This window comes from Enterobacter sp. ku-bf2 (assembly GCF_001742765.1).
In the GTDB taxonomy this organism is placed as follows: Bacteria; Pseudomonadota; Gammaproteobacteria; order Enterobacterales; family Enterobacteriaceae; genus Enterobacter; species Enterobacter quasiroggenkampii.
In genome coordinates, this window is the sequence record NZ_MDVW01000001.1 from 273,321 (window position 1) to 289,755 (window position 16,435).

The following is a 16,435-nucleotide window of genomic DNA, read 5'->3' on the forward strand; positions in this document are numbered from 1 at the left end:
GGTGATAACTGCAATACACATTCAATAAATGACGATTAACGTGAAAAAACACACGCCGATATTTCTTTGTTCCATCCTGATGTTTACCTGTCTCGGCAGCAATGTGGTTTTGGCTCAGGTAATGCCTCCCGTTCTGACAAAACGGGACTTTTCTGTGCAGATCAAAGACCAGCCTGTCGCATTGGGCGACCGATGGTCTCCTGATAGTGCCGGTAAAATTGATGTGCCGTTGGAAGGCAACTTTGTCGGTGAGGTTTCTTTTGACGGAACGAACTATAAATTCTACCAGCATCAAAGGGCTGGGTTAGAAATATTCAGTTCCAATCTCTGGTGGGATAAAGCTGAACGAAGCGTTGATGATTATATCGTGTCGCAGATTACGCTGACTGCCGAAGACTTCGCAACGCCGCGTGGTGTCCATGTGGGTTCAACGAGAAAGGAACTGAACAGCGCATACGGTACCGGTCAGGTCGACAATGATGCGGGGGAGCAGTGGATTACCTACGAATTGGATAAAAAAGTGCTTTCTTTTGAGATAAAAGACGACAACGTTATAAAAATAACGATGAATTACAACAATGATTCTCAAGAATAATTTATGACCAAAAAATATGTTGCAGTCGTATTGTTCACGGCTTTATTGACAGGCGTCGTTGAAACGTCATCGGCACTTGAATTATCGCAATACAATAAGCTCGATACGGTAAGTCGCATCCTTAACGACAGTGAAGTGACAGACAATCTCAGGACGCTGTTGGGAAATCATTATCAAACCTTTATTGATAACTTTGACGTCTTCGGCGAACCGCATACCACCACTGGTGGAGGATTGTTTGTTGAAGGCTGGCTAAAAGATCTTTATCTGGAGAACGCGTCAGCGCTGGTTATCAATCCTGACGGCAAAATCTTTGCGGCCTGGGTGGTTCCGGAGTCGGACGTAATCCATTACCAATCCTCTGATAATAGCCCGGGTATTAATGCTGATATCCAGCAATGGGCCGCCAGATTCCATACGATGCAGTTTGCAACGAACAGCCAATCGAGATCTGCGTTTGACGGGGTTTGGGCAGGCGGGGTTGGCAACGACTCGACGTTAACCCTGCAGTTAGCTGAATCAGGCAACCGTATCACAGGGTCTTATTGCTATATCTCCCAGAGAGGGAATCACATTGACTGCCCGGAAGAAGATGAGCGAAATCTTAGCGGTACGATCGCGAGAAACCGTGCAAACGTAGAGTTCAACTCATCGTTTGGCGGCGCAGGCGGACGGGCTGTTCTGGAAATAAAGGGGAGTGAAATGGAATGGCGTCTGGTAACGCCTCCACAAAAAGGAAATGATTATACTCCGCTGCGTTATACGTTACGTAAAGCCGCTTCGGTTCATCACGCTGAAACCAGAAAACTGGACACCGAAAAGTTCACTATCTCTCTGATAAACAAGTGCGGGCGTTTCGAGAGCGAATGTGACCAGATGTTTTATCTCGGCGTGCGCAAAAGCGATAACAGTACGATCTCCTTAAAGGGAAAAACGTTACACGACTCCGCAGGTAAAATAATCGGCTCAACGTACAAGAATGGCGAGATCGCTTATACCGTGACGTATGCACCCGTGAAATTGCTTGTCAGCAAAGGCAGCCATGTTTTAGTCGAACAATCAGGCCAGTGGCTTAAATAACTATAGCCAGCCAAAAGGCCAGCATCGATTGGCCTTCATGTTTCTCTCAATATTAATCATCCCGAGTTCACTTATGAAATACACCCTCCAGGAAGGTTCATTTTCCCTTTTTCCTGCTGCCTGGCAGGATAACAGCATGAACATCATTCGCGATGACGAAAGCGGGCTGTCCGTGGTGGTCAGCCGCGGCGTGATTCCCGATGGCAGCGACTACGAACAAGAGTTTCACCGCCAGTGGAATGTGCTGCGTCCTCAGATGGGTGAGATTGCCCAGAGCGAATTTAGGAACGTAAACGCCGGGCCTGACGGAAAAATTAACGGGCTGGAAGTTGAGACCACGTTTGACCGTAACGGGCAACGCCTGTGGCAAAAACAGCTGGCCTTGCAGATGCCGGGCAAACCGGTATTGATGATTTTTACCCTCTCGGCATTAAGAGCCTTTACCGAAGAGGACGAGGTGCGCTGGAGCGCGCTTAAGCAGAGTCTGACGCTAAACGACAACCGGAATGTGTAAGGCATGAGCGATAACAACGCGGCCCGTAAGGGCGACGAGATTATTCACTCCAGCATTTTTGCTGACATCACCAGCATCGTGGCGGAAGGTGCCGCCTATGCGGTGATCGGCGCGGCGGTGGGGCTGGCGGCTACGGCCGCCGCGCCACTCCTCGGTGCCGGAGCCGCCGCAGCGGGCGTGGCGGCGATTGGGTCCAGCTGTCTGTTAAGCGGGATTATCGGTGGCGTGCTGGCGAACGTGGCGGGGATCACCGACGATATCAGCAACGCCGCGGAAGGGTTAGGCTATGCGCTTTTCCCGCCGTCGCCTGCGGGTAAAATTACCACCGGTTCAAACAACGTGCTGACCAACGCAATCCCCGCCGCACGTGCGGCAGGCACGCTGACTCCCGCCGATACACCGTCCCCTGAACCGCAGTCGCCGGGCAGCTTTGCTGATTACGCGGGCATGTTGCTTTCCGCCGCCGGACAGTTTGGCAGCGAAATGTGGCAGCCGAGTGTCGCCTCTGCCGCCGCGGGGACCTCGCCGCTGGAAGAGGACAAGGTGGCGTGTGAAAAGCACTCCGGGCCGCAATATCTTGCGGAAGGCTCCAAAAGCGTCTTCATCAATGGCCAGCCCGCGGTGCGTGCGAAAGATCGCACCACCTGCGAAGGCACCGTTTCCGACGACGTCTCCCCGAACGTGATCATCGGCGGGGACACGCTCACGGTCCGCGATATCAAAAGCGGTAAAACGCCGGGTCTGGCGCTGGGGATGATTGCGCTCTCCCTGCTGCGCGGGCGTCCGGGCAAGATCCTGAAAAACATGCCCTGCGCGCTGGCGGCGGCCGGCGGCGGGATGCTGGCGGATATGGCCGTCAACGCCGTGTTTGGCTCCTCGCACCCGGTTCACGCCGCCACCGGCGTGAAGGTGCTGAACGACGACGATGAGCTCGACTTCTCGCTGCCGGGGCGCTTCCCGCTTCGCTGGCAGCGCAGCTACAACAGCCTGACCACCCGCGAAGGGCTGTTTGGTCTGGGCTGGGCAACGACTTTTGACAGCTATCTGACGCTGGAAGATAACAATGCGACCTGGTTCGACGAAACCGGGCGCGAGCTGAGCTTTGAGCTGCCGCCTGTCGACCGCGCGTTTTACAGCATCAGCGAAGGCATCATTATCCGCCGCAATGAGAGCGGCGACGTGGCGATTGCCGACGATGACGGCGCGGTGTGGCGTCTGTACAAACCGACCCGCATGAATCCTTCTATCCTGCGTCTGGCCTCCCTTAGCGATGAATACGGCAACGCGCTGCTGACGGCGTGGGACGAGCACGGCAGGCTGATTGGTATCCATGATGAGCCGCGGGCGATAGACGTCACCCTGCGCTATGAAGATGAGCGCTTCCCGCTGCGCGTGACCGCAGCCAGCCATTTCGACGGCAACCAAACCTGGCCGCTGATGCAGTGGGGCTACGATGCGCGCGGCCAGTTGGCGAGCGCGACGGACGCCTCCGGCGTGGTGACGCGTGAATACCGTTACAACGACCACGGCCTGATGGTCTGGCACCGGATGCCGGGCGGGCTGGAGAGCGAATACCGCTGGCAAAAATTCGACCACTGGCGCGTGGTGGAAAATCGCACCAGCACCGGCGACGGCTGTCGCTTTAGCTACGATTTGGCCGCCGGTCTGACGACCGTCGAGCACTACGATGGTCAGACGCGCTGCCACTACTGGAACGCGCAGAATCTGATTGTCCGCTACGTTGACGAGCGCGGTGAAAACTGGCGCTACGAGTGGGATGATAACGAGCTTCTGACGCGTCGCATCGATCCGCTCGGCAACGCCGTCACCTTCGTCTACGACGAGATGGGCAACCGGGTGCAGGAGACCGATGCCGACGGCAATACCCGCACCACTACCTGGCTGGAGCACCGCGCGCTTCCCGCGGCCATTATCGAAGCCGACGGCAGCGCCACCCGGTTCTGGTACGACGAACATCACGGGCTGAAGCGCGTGGTGGACCCGATGGGGCAGACGACGCAGCTGCGCCGGGACGAGTTTGGCCAGGTCGTTGAAGAGGTCGATGCCGCTGGCAACAGCCGCTACCAGGAGTACAACGAGGCCGGGCAGATTGTCCGTTCGACGGACTGTTCCGGGCGTATTACCCGCTATCGCTATCATCCGCTGGGCTGGCTGGTGGCTGAGACTGGCGCCGACGGTGAAGAGACGCGCTACCGCTACGACGCCGCAGGGCGTCCGGTGCAGCTCGATCGCCCGGAAGGCTGGACGGAATCGCTCAAATGGAACGAACGTGGCCTGCCGGTGAAGCATGCGGGCGCTGACGGGAAAGAAAGTGAGTTCAGATACGACGAGGCGGGGCGCTTAATCGCCACCCGTAATACGCAGGGTGAAGAAGTGCGCCGCCGCTGGGACAGCCGCGGGCGTCTGATTGCCCTGGAAAACGAGAACGGCGAAGCGTATCAGTTCCGCTGGGGGCCAGACTCGCTGCTGCTGGAAGAGGTGGGGCTCGATGGCGTAGCCTCGCACTATCGCTATGATGCCTGCGGGCGCACGATTGCGCGCACCTTTGCCGCCGGTCATCCGGAGGCTATCACCCACGCCTTCGCCTGGAGCGCGAGCGGCCAGCTGGTCGCCCGCACCACACCGGAAGGGCAGACCCGCTACCATTACACGCCGTCCGGGCTATTAAGCCGGATTGGTCTGCATCCTGCGCTTTCACCCGACGCGTGGACCACCGAGGCAGAGCAGGAGCTTGCCTTTGAGTATGACGCGCTCGGTCGCGTGACGCGCGAAGCGGGCGAGCACGGTGAGCTGGCGTGGGAGTATGACGCGCTGGGCAACCGCACCTCCGTCACGCTGCCCGATGGTCGCGAGCTGAAGCAGTTCTACTACGGCAGCGGGCATTTGCTCAGCATTGCTCTCGATAAGCTGTCGGTCTCCGATTTTACTCGCGACGAACTCCACCGTGAGACCAGCCGCACCCAGGGGCTGTTGACCACCCGCAGCGAGTACGACCGCCTCGGCCGACTGCACCGCCGGGACGTCTTTACCGGCAATGCGCAACGCCCGTCGCCGCGCCGCTGGTCCCGCCGCTGGGATTACGACTACCGCAATAATCTGGTGCGCGAAGAGCGGGACGATAACCCGTTCAGCTGGTACCGCTGGCAGTACGACAGCGCCGGGCGCCTGCTCGTTCAGGACGGCACGCTGCCTGGCCAGGAGCAGTGGCGCTGGGATGCAGCCGGTAACCCGCTCGAAGGATCTGCTGAGAAGGTCACGCACAACCGCCTGACGCAGCTGAACGGCATTCGCTGGCGTTATGACATCCACGGCCGCACCGTGGAGAAGGATAACGGCCAGACCCGCTGGCACTACCGCTACGACGGCGAACATCGCCTGACGGAAGTCATCAGCCAGCCGCGGGACCGCAACAAACCGCAGACGCAGGTCAGCTTCCGCTACGATCCGCTCGGTCGCCGCATCAGCAAAACGCGCCGCCAGATGCTGGGCGGACAGCCAACCGGCAAGCCGGTCACCACCCGGTTTGTCTGGGAAGGGTTCCGCCTGCTGCAGGAGGTGCACGGGGATGTGCCGCTGACCTACGTTTACAGCGATCAGGACAGTTACGACCCGCTGGCGCGTATTGACGGCGTTGATGCCCCGGAGATTTTCTGGTTCCACTGCCAGCCCAACGGCACGCCGGAGCGGATGACGGATATCGAAGGGCAGGTACGCTGGGAAGGGGTGAACAGCGCCTGGGGCAAGCTGCTGCGGGAAAGCGAGACGCAGGTATCAGGATATTCTCAGAACCTGCGCATGCAGGGGCAATACCTGGACCGTGAGACAGGGCTGCACTACAATCTGTTCCGGTATTATGACCCGGACTGCGGGCGGTTTACGCAGCAGGACCCGATAGGGCTGGCGGGGGGGATAAACTTATATAAATATACTGTTAACCCTCTTACCTGGATAGATCCTCTGGGTTTAGCTGGTTGCACTTTAACAAAATCGAAGTCAAAAAATTACGAATACGTTTTGAAACTGAAACGCTCTGAATATCCTGCAACGTTTGGTCACATATCAGACGCGATCGATTTAGGACATGCAAAGGTTGTAACAATTCAACGAGGCACTGCGAAAGCTAACAGGAAAACGAGTCTAAAAAATATCAAAACAAAGCCTGGTTATGATCGTGATGAATGGCCTATGGCGATGTTTAAAGAAGGCGGTGATGGCGCTAGCGTAAGATATATAGATCCTAGTGACAACCGTGGTGCAGGTTCAAGTATTGGTAATGTTTTATCAGAACTGCCAGATGGAACAAGAATAAAAGTCGAGGTAATATAATGAGTGATAAGAGCATGCAAACAGTAGATCTACTTATTTCGCATAGTCAAATATTGTTACGATCCCGAGATTATGACGAAAAGCTGAGTCAGTGGGGAAAAGGCAATGTTTCTCAAGGTGCTGTTCTACACAAGGATTATGTTATATTCGATCCATTACCAGAGGACGCGTTTGGAGCAAACGTCAATATCAAAAAAGAGAATGCTTTCAAAATGGATGAAAATGCTCAGCGCTGTATTGTTGTGCCATTTTTCATTACGGATAAAGATAAGCTGCAAATCGCTTCTGCAACTGAGAAATTTGATTTAAATATAGATGTGAACGATAAAGTTTATTCACTCTTTTATGAGATCTGTGAAGGAGATGAAATTTACTATAATTTCACTCTTGTACCGGCAAAAGAAGCTATTGATGCTAAGTTTTTGCTAGATGACCCTTGGGGAGGAATAAAAGACCATCCTCTCAAAGAAGGTATTTTTTAAATTTAATACTATCTGGGAAATTTATTTCGGAAAAAAAATCCACGCCAAAGCGTGGATTTTTTTCATTCAAGACGAATCAAACGTTAAACAAGAAGTTCATCACATCGCCATCTTTAACGATGTAATCTTTCCCTTCCGCACGCATCTTGCCTGCTTCTTTCGCGCCTTGCTCACCCTTGTAGGTGATGAAGTCTTCAAACGCGATAGTCTGCGCACGAATAAAGCCTTTCTCGAAGTCGGTATGGATCTTACCAGCAGCCTGAGGCGCAGTCGCACCCACAGGGATGGTCCACGCACGCACTTCCTTCACGCCAGCGGTGAAGTAGGTCTGCAGGTTCAGCAGCTCATAGCCCGCGCGGATCACGCGGTTCAGGCCCGGCTCTTCCAGACCCAGCTCGGCCATGAACTCTTCACGGTCGGCGTCGTCCAGCTCGGCGATGTCGGATTCAACGGCCGCGCAAACCGCCACAACCACAGAACCTTCCGCCGCGGCAATTTCACGCACTTTGTCCAGGTACGGGTTGTTCTCGAAACCGTCTTCGTTAACGTTGGCGATGTACATGGTTGGCTTCAGGGTCAGGAAGCTCAGGTATTTGATCGCCGCTTTGTCTTCGTCAGTCAGGTTTTTCAGCGCGCGCAGCATGCCGGCGTTTTCCAGCTGTGGCAGGCATTTTTCCAGCGCAGCCAGTTCCGCTTTCGCGTCCTTGTCGCCGCCTTTGGCTTTCTTCTGCACGCGGTGAATCGCGCGTTCGCAGGTGTCGAGGTCAGAGAGCGCCAGCTCGGTGTTGATAACGTCGATGTCGTCAGCCGGATCCACTTTGTTGTTAACGTGGATGATGTTGTCGTTCTCGAAGCAGCGCACAACGTGGCCGATCGCTTCGGTTTCACGAATGTTGGTCAGGAACTGGTTACCCAGACCTTCGCCTTTGGATGCGCCTTTTACCAGGCCCGCGATGTCCACGAATTCCATGGTGGTTGGCAGAATGCGCTGCGGCTTCACGATTTCCGCGAGCTGGTCCAGACGCGGATCAGGCATTGGCACAACGCCGGTGTTAGGTTCGATGGTACAGAACGGGAAGTTCGCCGCTTCGATACCCGCTTTGGTAAGCGCGTTAAACAGGGTGGATTTGCCCACGTTTGGCAGACCGACGATACCGCATTTGAATCCCATTTCTAAATCACCTTAATATCTTGATAATCAATCCGTTAACGATAACCGATTGATGAAAAGTAAATAACTACGCCTATTATACACGTAACCCGCATGACGCGCGGTAAAAAAGCCGTATCGGGCGGATTATTGCGCTTTAAAAGCGTGTAAGCGGTTTGTCGCTTTGGTTAAGCCGTCTTTCAGCCAGATTTCCGTGCAGCGTGCCGCCTCGTCTACCGCCTCGTCAATCAGTTTCTGCTCAGAAACCGGTGGCTTACCGAGCACGAAACCGACAACTTTGTTTTTATCGCCCGGATGGCCGATTCCCACGCGCAAACGGTGGAAATTCGGGTTATTGCCCAGCTTGCTGATGATGTCTTTTAGGCCGTTGTGGCCGCCGTGCCCGCCGCCCAGCTTGAATTTTGCCACGCCTGGGGGAAGATCCAGCTCATCGTGGGCGACCAGAATTTCATCCGGATTAATGCGATAAAACGTTGCCATCGCCGCTACGGCTTTACCGCTCAGGTTCATAAAGGTGGTAGGCACCAGTAAGCGAACGTCCGCGCCAGCAAGGTTGATACGTGAGGTATACCCGAAGAATTTAGGTTCTTCACGCAGGGGAGCACGTAACCGCTCGGCCAGCAGATCGACGTACCATGCCCCGGCATTGTGGCGGGTGGCCGCATATTCTGCGCCCGGGTTGGCGAGGCCGACAATCAGTTTAATCGTCACGATTCAATTCCTAATGGGTTCCAGATCTGGCGCGTAGTTTACTGTCTGGCGCGCCGCTTGACAAAATTCTGCGATCGTCGCAGCGAAATACGAATAATTACTTATCTGAACAATTAGAATTTCAAGCTGTTCAACGTGTTATTTGTAAACTTTTGTTTGGGAGTTATCTGTAATTGTGATCATTCACGCAACTCATAAAAGGGGCGTTGTCTATACTTTACACACAAGGATTAGGGGCTTTTCCCCTGACAACCCAAAGTTCCGGAGGTGACACATGAAACGCAAAAACGCTTCGTTACTCGGTAACGTGCTGATGGGGTTGGGGCTGTTCGTGATGGTTGCCGGCGTGGGTTATTCAATTTTAAACCAGCTGCCGCAGCTTGATCTCCCGCAATACTTTGCGCATGGCGCGATATTGAGCATCTTCATTGGTGCAGTGTTGTGGCTGGCGGGAGCACGCGTGAGCGGCCATGAGGAAGTGTGTGACAAATACTGGTGGGTGCGCCACTACGACAAACGCTGTCGTCGCGATCAGCATAAGCACAGCTGACGCTACGTTAAAGAATACCGAAACGGCTCCTCAGGGAGTCGTTTTTTTTGCATCAAGGGTTGACCCTCACGTAACGTAAGGCTCCAGAGTAGCGGCACTGGCAAAGTAAAAGGAGCAGTTATGTTGATTCAGGTGGGTGAGCTGGCAAAACGGGCCGGGATCACCGTACGCACATTGCATCACTATGAGCAAACAGGGTTGTTGCTGCCTTCTGCCAGAAGCGCAGCAGGTTACCGGCTCTACAACCTGGCGGATGTTCAGCGTCTGCATATGATCCAGGCGCTGGCAAAGGCGGGGCTGGAACTTGCTGAAATCAGGGATTTCCTGGAACAGGAGTCGCTGTCGTTAACCGAGTTACTCGATGCGCAAATCACGCTGCTGGATAAACAGCTGCGCAGCATACATACGCTGCGCGACCGGCTGGTCGAACTGCGCACCGGGCTGCTCAACGATGCGACGCCGGATCTGGAATCCTGGCTACAGACTCTGGAGTTAATGAATATGTACGATCGCTGGTTTAGCAAAGAAGAGTTACAGCAGCTGCCGTTTGCGGTGCAGAAGGATGCGCTGACGGCTATCTGGTCAGGGCTGGTTACGGAAGCAAACACGCTGTTGAAACAGCACATACCCGTCACGGACCCGCGGGCGATGGACCTGGCGACGCGCTGGATGGAACGCCTGGAGCAGGACACGGCGGGCAAGCCGGAGTTTCTCACCCGGCTGAACGAGATGCACAGCGTGGAGCCACAGATGCAGGTGCAGACCGGCATCACGCCGGAAATGACCGATTACATTACGCGAGCGTTCGCCGAGTCGAAGCTGATTATCTGGGAAAAATATCTTTCCGCCGAGGAGATGGCCTTTACCCGGAAGCACTACTTTGACCGCATGATGGAGTGGCCGCCGCTGGTGGCAAAACTGCATCAGGCGCAGCGGGAAAATCGCGATCCCGCATCGGAGGAGGCGCAAAAGCTGGCTGAAAACTGGCTGGCATTATTCCAGTCGTATGCAGGCACCAGCCCGGAGACCCAGCAAAAGTTTCGCACGGCCATGCAGCAGGAGCCGCATCTGATGAAGGGTACATGGATGACGCCTGCCGTGCTTGGGTGGCTTCAGCAGGCGATTGGGGTGATGATGCAGAGACGTTCCTCTGCATCAGGCAATTCACAGATCCGCTAACGCGGCTTCACGGTTAGGATAAAAGGCAAGGCGGCCAGGGATCGGCTGCACGCCCGCCCGCGCCATGGTGCGCAGGGGCTGGAATTCGAGGTTACTCACCCGCAGCTCGCAGCCTTCCGGCAGACGTTTCACAAAGCGCTGGAAGGCGTCCAGTCCGCCCGCATCCAGCACCGGCACGGCATCCCATTTCAGCACCACAATCCGCTTGCCCGAGATGCGGGATTCCAGATCGCTGAACAGACCTTCCGCCGCGGCGAAGAACAGCGGGCCAATCACGCGCAGAACCAGCACATCGTCAGGCACCTCTACGTTGACCGGGGAGAGGCGCGTCATCTGCGCGATACGGCGCATAAACAGCAGGGACGCCAGCACGATCCCGACGCTGATGGCGATGACCATATCGAACAGCACGGTCAGCGACATACAGATCAGCATCACAATGATGTCGTCTTTCGGCGCACGACGCAGCAGGTTTACCACCTTGTGCGCCTCACTCATGTTCCAGGCCACCATCAGCAGCAGGGCGGCCATGGCGGAAAGCGGTAGCCAGGAGAGCAGCGGGGCGAGGATCAGCAGGGCGAGGATCACCAGTACGGAATGGATAACTGCCGAAACGGGTGACGTTGCCCCCGCACGCACGTTGGCCGCGGAACGGGCGATGGCTGCCGTTGCGGTAATACCGCCAAAGAACGGCGCGACGAGGTTCCCCAGTCCCTGACCGACCAGTTCGCTGTTAGCTTTGTGCTTGGTGCCGGTCATCCCATCCAGAACGACGGCGCAGAGCAGGGATTCAATCGCCCCCAGCATCGCCATCGAGAACGCGGCGGGAAGCAGGGCGCGTAGGGAGTCCCAGCTTAAGGTAAAGCTGGAGCCGGGCATATCCCACGGCAGCACCAGCTGCGGCAACAGTTGCGGAATGCCGCTGCCCTGTGAACCGTCCGCCAGAACATAGTGGAACTGTGAGCCGATAGTCGCGACATGACCACCGAACATATTGACGATAGCCATCACCGCGCAGCCCAGCAGCAGCGCGGGCAGATGGCCCGGCAGTCGAATGCCCAGACGAGGCCAGACGATCAGCGTGCCCAGTGTCACCATCCCGATGGCGGCGTCGCCAAGGTTCGCAGTCGGCAGCGCCATAAACAGCGCGCCCACTTTTTGCAGATAGTGTTCAGGGACGTGCGCCATTTGCAGGCCGAGGAAATCCTTGATCTGCATGGTTCCGATGGTGATCCCAATCCCCGAGGTGAACCCCAGCGTCACGGAAAGGGGGATGTACTCAATCAGCCGCCCAAAACGGGCCAGGCCAAACAGAATCAAAAAGACCCCGGACATCAGGGTGGCGACCAGCAGGCCTGCCAGACCAAACTGCTGTGAAACGGGGTAGAGGATCACCACAAAGGCGGCAGTCGGGCCGGAGACGCTGAAGCGCGAGCCGCCGGTCAGAGCGATGACGATCCCGGCCACGGCTGAGGTGTACAGGCCGTACTGCGGCGCAACGCCGCTGCCAATCGCCAGCGCCATCGCCAGCGGGATGGCAATAATGCCGACTGTGATCCCGGCAATCAGGTCACGCACAAAGCGTGAGGAGGTGTACTTCTCTTTCCAGCAGGCGTCGATGAGGGCGCGAAAGGGCAGAACATGTGAGGAGGCTACGTTTTTCACAATTATCTATCATCCGTATGCGCATCATCTGTCATATGAATGGCAGGTGAAGGAGGCATTAATCATACAAATAAAACCCAGAGACAAAAAAACCCGCCGCAGCGGGTTTTTTGGCCGTGCTCGATCAGTGTTCGAACATTGCAGAGATGGATTCTTCGTTGCTGATACGACGAATCGCTTCGGCCAGCATCCCGGACAGGGTCAGGGTACGCACGTTTGGCAGTGCCTTGATCTCGTCGCTCAGTGGGATGGTATCGCATACCACAACTTCGTCAATCACGGAGTTGCGCAGGTTGTTTACGGCATTGCCGGAGAAGATCGGGTGGGTCGCGTACGCGAATACGCGCTTGGCACCACGCTCTTTCAGCGCTTCAGCCGCTTTACACAGCGTACCGCCGGTATCGATCATGTCGTCAACCAGCACGCAGTCGCGGCCAGCCACGTCACCGATGATGTGCATCACCTGAGAAACGTTAGCGCGCGGACGACGTTTGTCGATGATCGCCATGTCGGTATCGTTCAGCAGCTTAGCGATAGCACGGGCACGTACCACGCCGCCGATGTCCGGTGAAACCACGATTGGGTTATCCAGGTTCAGCTGCAGCATGTCTTCCAGCAGGATTGGGCTGCCGAATACGTTATCAACCGGGACGTCGAAGAAGCCCTGGATCTGCTCTGCGTGCAGGTCAACGGTCAGTACGCGGTCAACGCCAACGCTGGACAGGAAGTCAGCGACAACTTTCGCGGTAATTGGCACACGCGCGGAACGGACGCGACGGTCCTGGCGGGCATAGCCGAAGTAAGGGATTACAGCAGTGATACGGCCTGCGGAAGCGCGACGCAGGGCGTCGACCATAACAACCAGTTCCATCAGGTTGTCGTTCGTTGGAGCACAGGTGGACTGGATGATGAAAATATCACCACCGCGTACATTTTCGTTGATTTGTACGCTGACTTCGCCGTCGCTAAAGCGACCTACGGCGGCGTCGCCGAGGGAAGTGTACAGGCGGTTGGCAATACGTTGTGCTAGTTCCGGGGTGGCGTTACCAGCAAAAAGCTTCATATCAGGCACGAGAAGAACCTCAGGCATGCGTCCAGTGGTGGATAGCGTTCGCCGTAAACTGTGCGGGCCAGGCAAAGGCTATCCAGGCGGTGTATTAAAGAGCGCGATGCAACGTCTGGAACAGGGTGACGTTGTCACCGAAACTCAGTCTGCGCCAGAATGGCCTGCTGTAGGGGGGAAATGTTCATCCCACGCGCTACAAAACCATGCAGCCAAACCGGCGCTTGCTCAAGCACCTGACGAGCGGCGGATTCGGTGTCAAATTCAGCAAAGACACAGGCCCCTGTACCAGTCAGGCGCGACGGCGCGTATTCTAACAGCCAGGAAAGCACCGCATCAACCTCGCGAAAACGTTTTCTTGCGATATCCTCGCAATCGTTGCTGAATTCACAATTTAATAACGTTTCTATTGACCGAATCGGGGTATTTCTTTTCAGGTCAGGATCTTTAAAGATGACCGGGGTCGGAATGCTCACGCCGGGGTGAGCAACCAGATACCATTTTTCCGGCGGGTTGACCGGGGAGAGGATTTCCCCCACGCCCTCGGCAAAGGCCGCATGACCGCGAACAAACACCGGAACATCCGCGCCCAGCGTCAAGCCCAGGGCGGCCAGTTCGTCTTGCGACAGCCCGCAGCCCCAGAGGTGGTTCAGGGCAACCAGCACCGTGGCGGCGTTAGATGAGCCGCCGCCCAGACCGCCGCCCATCGGCAGACGTTTCTCGATACGAATATCCGCACCGCTTCCCGCAGGCAGACGACCTGATTCCGCTGCGGCGTTCATCAGCAGACGCGCGGCGCGCACAATCAGGTTGTCCTCATGCGCCACGCCGTCGACCGGCGTCAGGAGGCAAATCTGCCTGTCCTGGCGCAGTTCAATGGAGATCGTGTCGCCATAGTCAATAAACTGAAACAGCGTCTGCAGGGTGTGATAGCCGTCAGCGCGCTGGCCGGTAATGTATAAAAACAGATTCAGTTTTGCCGGAGAGGGCCAGTGGGTCATCATTTAACGATCCAGTTGTCCATTTTCAGCTTGATGCGCTGGCTGCCCTGGGTCAGTTCCATATTCGATGGCAGCGACGGTTTACTCTTGCTGTCATAGTCGCTGTACACCACTTTCCAGGTCTTGCCGTTCTGGGTGTAGTTCACCTGGCTCAGACGATATTGATCGTCCAGGGTATAGTCGGTGGCGTCACCCGGCAGGCCGAGGATCCACTGGCGCAGGCTGTTGAGCGGGATAGGCATTCCGGTCAGCTTGCCAATCATCTCTTCGGCATCGGTTGCGGTGTAGTGCTGGCCTTTGTTATCGGTGATCTGCGCTTCGCCCGGTTTCGCGATAAGCTCCAGCTCGGTGCTGCCCAGCGGGTTCAGCAGCAGCAGGCGATAGTTGTCCTGACCCGTTTGTTGCCAGAAGAAGCGTGCATACACTTTTTGCTCATCTGAGAGATAAGCAAACGCGCCGCGGGTCTGGTACTGGTTCAAATTACGGACGTCCTGCTGGTGCTGACGCCACTGTGGCGAGTCAGGGCTTTTGCCCGGGCCTTTTGGTTGAGTGACGGTACACGCGGTCAGAACCAGTGCCGCCAGGGGCAGCAGGCGAATCAGTCGGGTCATAATGAGGACAAATCCTTGAGATACGTTGCAGTTATAACTGTTAATGCTAGCGTCGAAGGGGGCTACCGTCTACGTTCAAATTATCTCAAAGCGTTGTGTAACCTATTACTCCGAAAGGGGGCTGTCTCTTTTATTGATCTCGCGCATCCTGTATGATGCGTTCTGCTAACCTTATTAACGCTGGTACTACTCCCGCTCAACATGACCCTATTAGCACTCGGCATCAACCACAAAACGGCCCCGGTTTCGCTGCGAGAACGCGTAACGTTTTCGCCAGATACGCTCGACCTGGCGCTGGACAGCCTGCTTGCACAGCCTATGGTGCAGGGTGGCGTGGTGCTCTCGACGTGCAACCGTACCGAGCTCTATTTAAGCGTGGAAGAGCAGGATAACCTGCACGAAGCGCTGATCCGCTGGTTATGCGACTACCACAATCTCAATGAAGACGAGCTGCGCAACAGCCTGTACTGGCATCAGGACAACGATGCCGTCAGCCATCTGATGCGCGTGGCCAGCGGGCTGGATTCGCTGGTGCTCGGCGAACCGCAAATTCTGGGTCAGGTGAAAAAAGCCTTTGCGGATTCGCAAAAAGGGCATCTGAAGGCCAGCGAGCTGGAGCGTATGTTCCAGAAGTCTTTCTCCGTGGCGAAGCGTGTGCGAACCGAAACCGACATTGGTGCCAGTGCGGTTTCCGTTGCTTTCGCGGCCTGCACCCTTGCGCGCCAAATCTTTGAATCCCTCTCCACCGTCACCGTGATGCTGGTGGGCGCGGGCGAAACCATCGAACTTGTGGCGCGCCATCTGCGCGAGCATAAAGTGAAAAAGATGATTATCGCTAACCGCACCCGCGAACGCGCGCAGGTGCTGGCGGATGAAGTGGGCGCAGAGGTGGTTGCCCTGAGCGACATCGATGAACGTCTGAAAGAGGCGGACATTATTATCAGCTCGACTGCCAGTCCGCTGCCGATTATCGGCAAAGGGATGGTGGAGCGTGCGCTGAAGTCCCGTCGTAATCAGCCGATGCTGCTGGTGGATATTGCCGTCCCGCGCGATGTTGAGCCGGAAGTGGGCAAACTGCCTAACGCCTACCTCTACAGCGTGGATGACCTGCAAAGCATCATTTCGCACAACCTCGCCCAGCGTAAAGCGGCGGCGGTGCAGGCGGAAACCATTGTTGAGCAGGAAACCAGTGAGTTTATGGCCTGGCTGCGCGCGCAAAGCGTCAGCGAGACCATCCGCGAGTATCGCGGACAGGCGGAGCAGGTGCGTGACGACCTGACTGCCAAAGCGTTAGCGGCCCTGGAGCAGGGCGGCGACGCACATGCAATTATGCAGGATCTGGCGTGGAAACTGACCAACCGCCTGATCCATGCGCCAACCAAATCTCTTCAGCAGGCTGCCCGTGACGGGGATGATGAACGCCTGACTATTCTGCGCAACAGCCTCGGGCTGGAATAGCGCCCTAT

General features: G+C 56.1%; 14 protein-coding genes. 8 read left to right on the forward strand and 6 right to left on the reverse strand.

Annotation, left to right across the window (positions count from 1 at the left end; genetic code table 11):
• Positions 1-40: 40 nt before the first annotated feature.
• From BFG58_RS01300 to comJ, 5 genes are all read left to right on the forward strand, one after another.
• Positions 41-595 carry a hypothetical protein gene (locus tag BFG58_RS01300; protein WP_254665182.1) on the forward strand — a complete coding sequence of 185 codons (555 nt, stop codon included), beginning with the start codon at positions 41-43 and terminating at the stop codon, positions 593-595.
• A gap of 3 nt (positions 596-598) precedes the next feature.
• A complete protein-coding gene (locus tag BFG58_RS01305; protein ID WP_069719035.1) occupies positions 599-1,675 on the forward strand; it encodes a hypothetical protein in 1,077 nt (358 codons plus the stop codon).
• A gap of 73 nt (positions 1,676-1,748) precedes the next feature.
• A complete protein-coding gene (locus BFG58_RS01310) occupies positions 1,749-2,189 on the forward strand; it encodes a DcrB-related protein (protein WP_069719036.1) in 441 nt (146 codons plus the stop codon).
• A gap of 3 nt (positions 2,190-2,192) precedes the next feature.
• Entirely contained in the window at positions 2,193-6,536 is a 4,344-nt protein-coding gene (locus BFG58_RS01315) for an RHS repeat-associated core domain-containing protein (protein WP_083261443.1), read from the forward strand.
• Entirely contained in the window at positions 6,536-7,018 is a 483-nt protein-coding gene (gene comJ, locus BFG58_RS01320) for a competence protein ComJ (RefSeq protein WP_032652283.1), read from the forward strand. Before BFG58_RS01315 ends, comJ begins: the two co-directional genes overlap by 1 nt.
• Positions 7,019-7,094: 76 nt before the next feature.
• On the opposite strand, the gene ychF is transcribed toward comJ, so the two are convergent.
• On the reverse strand, positions 7,095-8,189 hold the full coding sequence (ychF, locus tag BFG58_RS01325) for a redox-regulated ATPase YchF (protein ID WP_003856650.1): 1,095 nt from the start codon (positions 8,187-8,189) through the stop codon (positions 7,095-7,097).
• A 126-nt stretch (positions 8,190-8,315) separates the two neighbouring features.
• Positions 8,316-8,900, reverse strand: a complete 585-nt coding sequence (pth, locus tag BFG58_RS01330; protein WP_023336005.1) for an aminoacyl-tRNA hydrolase — start codon at positions 8,898-8,900, stop codon at positions 8,316-8,318.
• Positions 8,901-9,174: 274 nt separating this feature from the next.
• On the opposite strand from pth, the gene ychH reads away from it, so the two are divergent.
• A complete protein-coding gene (gene ychH, locus BFG58_RS01335; RefSeq protein WP_024907062.1) occupies positions 9,175-9,450 on the forward strand; it encodes a stress-induced protein YchH in 276 nt (91 codons plus the stop codon).
• Positions 9,451-9,570: 120 nt separating this feature from the next.
• On the forward strand, positions 9,571-10,629 hold the full coding sequence (locus tag BFG58_RS01340; protein WP_069719037.1) for a MerR family transcriptional regulator: 1,059 nt from the start codon (positions 9,571-9,573) through the stop codon (positions 10,627-10,629).
• Here BFG58_RS01340 and dauA read toward each other — a convergent pair.
• The 4 genes from dauA to lolB form a co-directional block, all read right to left on the reverse strand.
• On the reverse strand, positions 10,615-12,294 hold the full coding sequence (gene dauA / locus BFG58_RS01345; RefSeq protein WP_069719038.1) for a C4-dicarboxylic acid transporter DauA: 1,680 nt from the start codon (positions 12,292-12,294) through the stop codon (positions 10,615-10,617). The two genes, BFG58_RS01340 and dauA, sit on opposite strands and share 15 nt — an antisense overlap.
• A gap of 124 nt (positions 12,295-12,418) precedes the next feature.
• Complete coding sequence (prs, locus tag BFG58_RS01350; protein WP_003856663.1) at positions 12,419-13,366, reverse strand: ribose-phosphate diphosphokinase; 948 nt, start codon at positions 13,364-13,366, stop codon at positions 12,419-12,421.
• A gap of 125 nt (positions 13,367-13,491) precedes the next feature.
• Entirely contained in the window at positions 13,492-14,361 is an 870-nt protein-coding gene (gene ispE, locus BFG58_RS01355; RefSeq protein ID WP_069719039.1) for a 4-(cytidine 5'-diphospho)-2-C-methyl-D-erythritol kinase, read from the reverse strand.
• Complete coding sequence (gene lolB, locus BFG58_RS01360; protein WP_063621904.1) at positions 14,358-14,969, reverse strand: lipoprotein insertase outer membrane protein LolB; 612 nt, start codon at positions 14,967-14,969, stop codon at positions 14,358-14,360. The genes ispE and lolB overlap by 4 nt, the downstream gene beginning before the upstream one ends.
• Positions 14,970-15,170: 201 nt before the next feature.
• Between lolB and hemA the strand changes: the two genes are divergently transcribed.
• The gene (gene hemA, locus BFG58_RS01365) at positions 15,171-16,427 is read left to right on the forward strand and encodes a glutamyl-tRNA reductase (RefSeq protein WP_024907067.1); all 1,257 of its coding nucleotides are present in this window, start codon (positions 15,171-15,173) and stop codon (positions 16,425-16,427) included.
• Positions 16,428-16,435 lie beyond the last annotated feature (8 nt).

Bases quoted from the DNA above. Each gene is read 5' to 3' on its own strand.
- BFG58_RS01305 (WP_069719035.1), top strand. From the start codon at position 599: ATGACCAAAAAATATGTTGCAGTCGTATTGTTCACGGCTTTATTGACA.
- BFG58_RS01310 (WP_069719036.1), top strand. From the start codon at position 1,749: ATGAAATACACCCTCCAGGAAGGTTCATTTTCCCTTTTTCCTGCTGCC.
- BFG58_RS01315 (WP_083261443.1), top strand. From the start codon at position 2,193: ATGAGCGATAACAACGCGGCCCGTAAGGGCGACGAGATTATTCACTCC.
- comJ (WP_032652283.1), top strand. From the start codon at position 6,536: ATGAGTGATAAGAGCATGCAAACAGTAGATCTACTTATTTCGCATAGT.
- ychF (WP_003856650.1), bottom strand. From the start codon at position 8,189: ATGGGATTCAAATGCGGTATCGTCGGTCTGCCAAACGTGGGCAAATCC.
- ychH (WP_024907062.1), top strand. From the start codon at position 9,175: ATGAAACGCAAAAACGCTTCGTTACTCGGTAACGTGCTGATGGGGTTG.
- BFG58_RS01340 (WP_069719037.1), top strand. From the start codon at position 9,571: ATGTTGATTCAGGTGGGTGAGCTGGCAAAACGGGCCGGGATCACCGTA.
- ispE (WP_069719039.1), bottom strand. From the start codon at position 14,361: ATGATGACCCACTGGCCCTCTCCGGCAAAACTGAATCTGTTTTTATAC.
- lolB (WP_063621904.1), bottom strand. From the start codon at position 14,969: ATGACCCGACTGATTCGCCTGCTGCCCCTGGCGGCACTGGTTCTGACC.
- hemA (WP_024907067.1), top strand. From the start codon at position 15,171: ATGACCCTATTAGCACTCGGCATCAACCACAAAACGGCCCCGGTTTCG.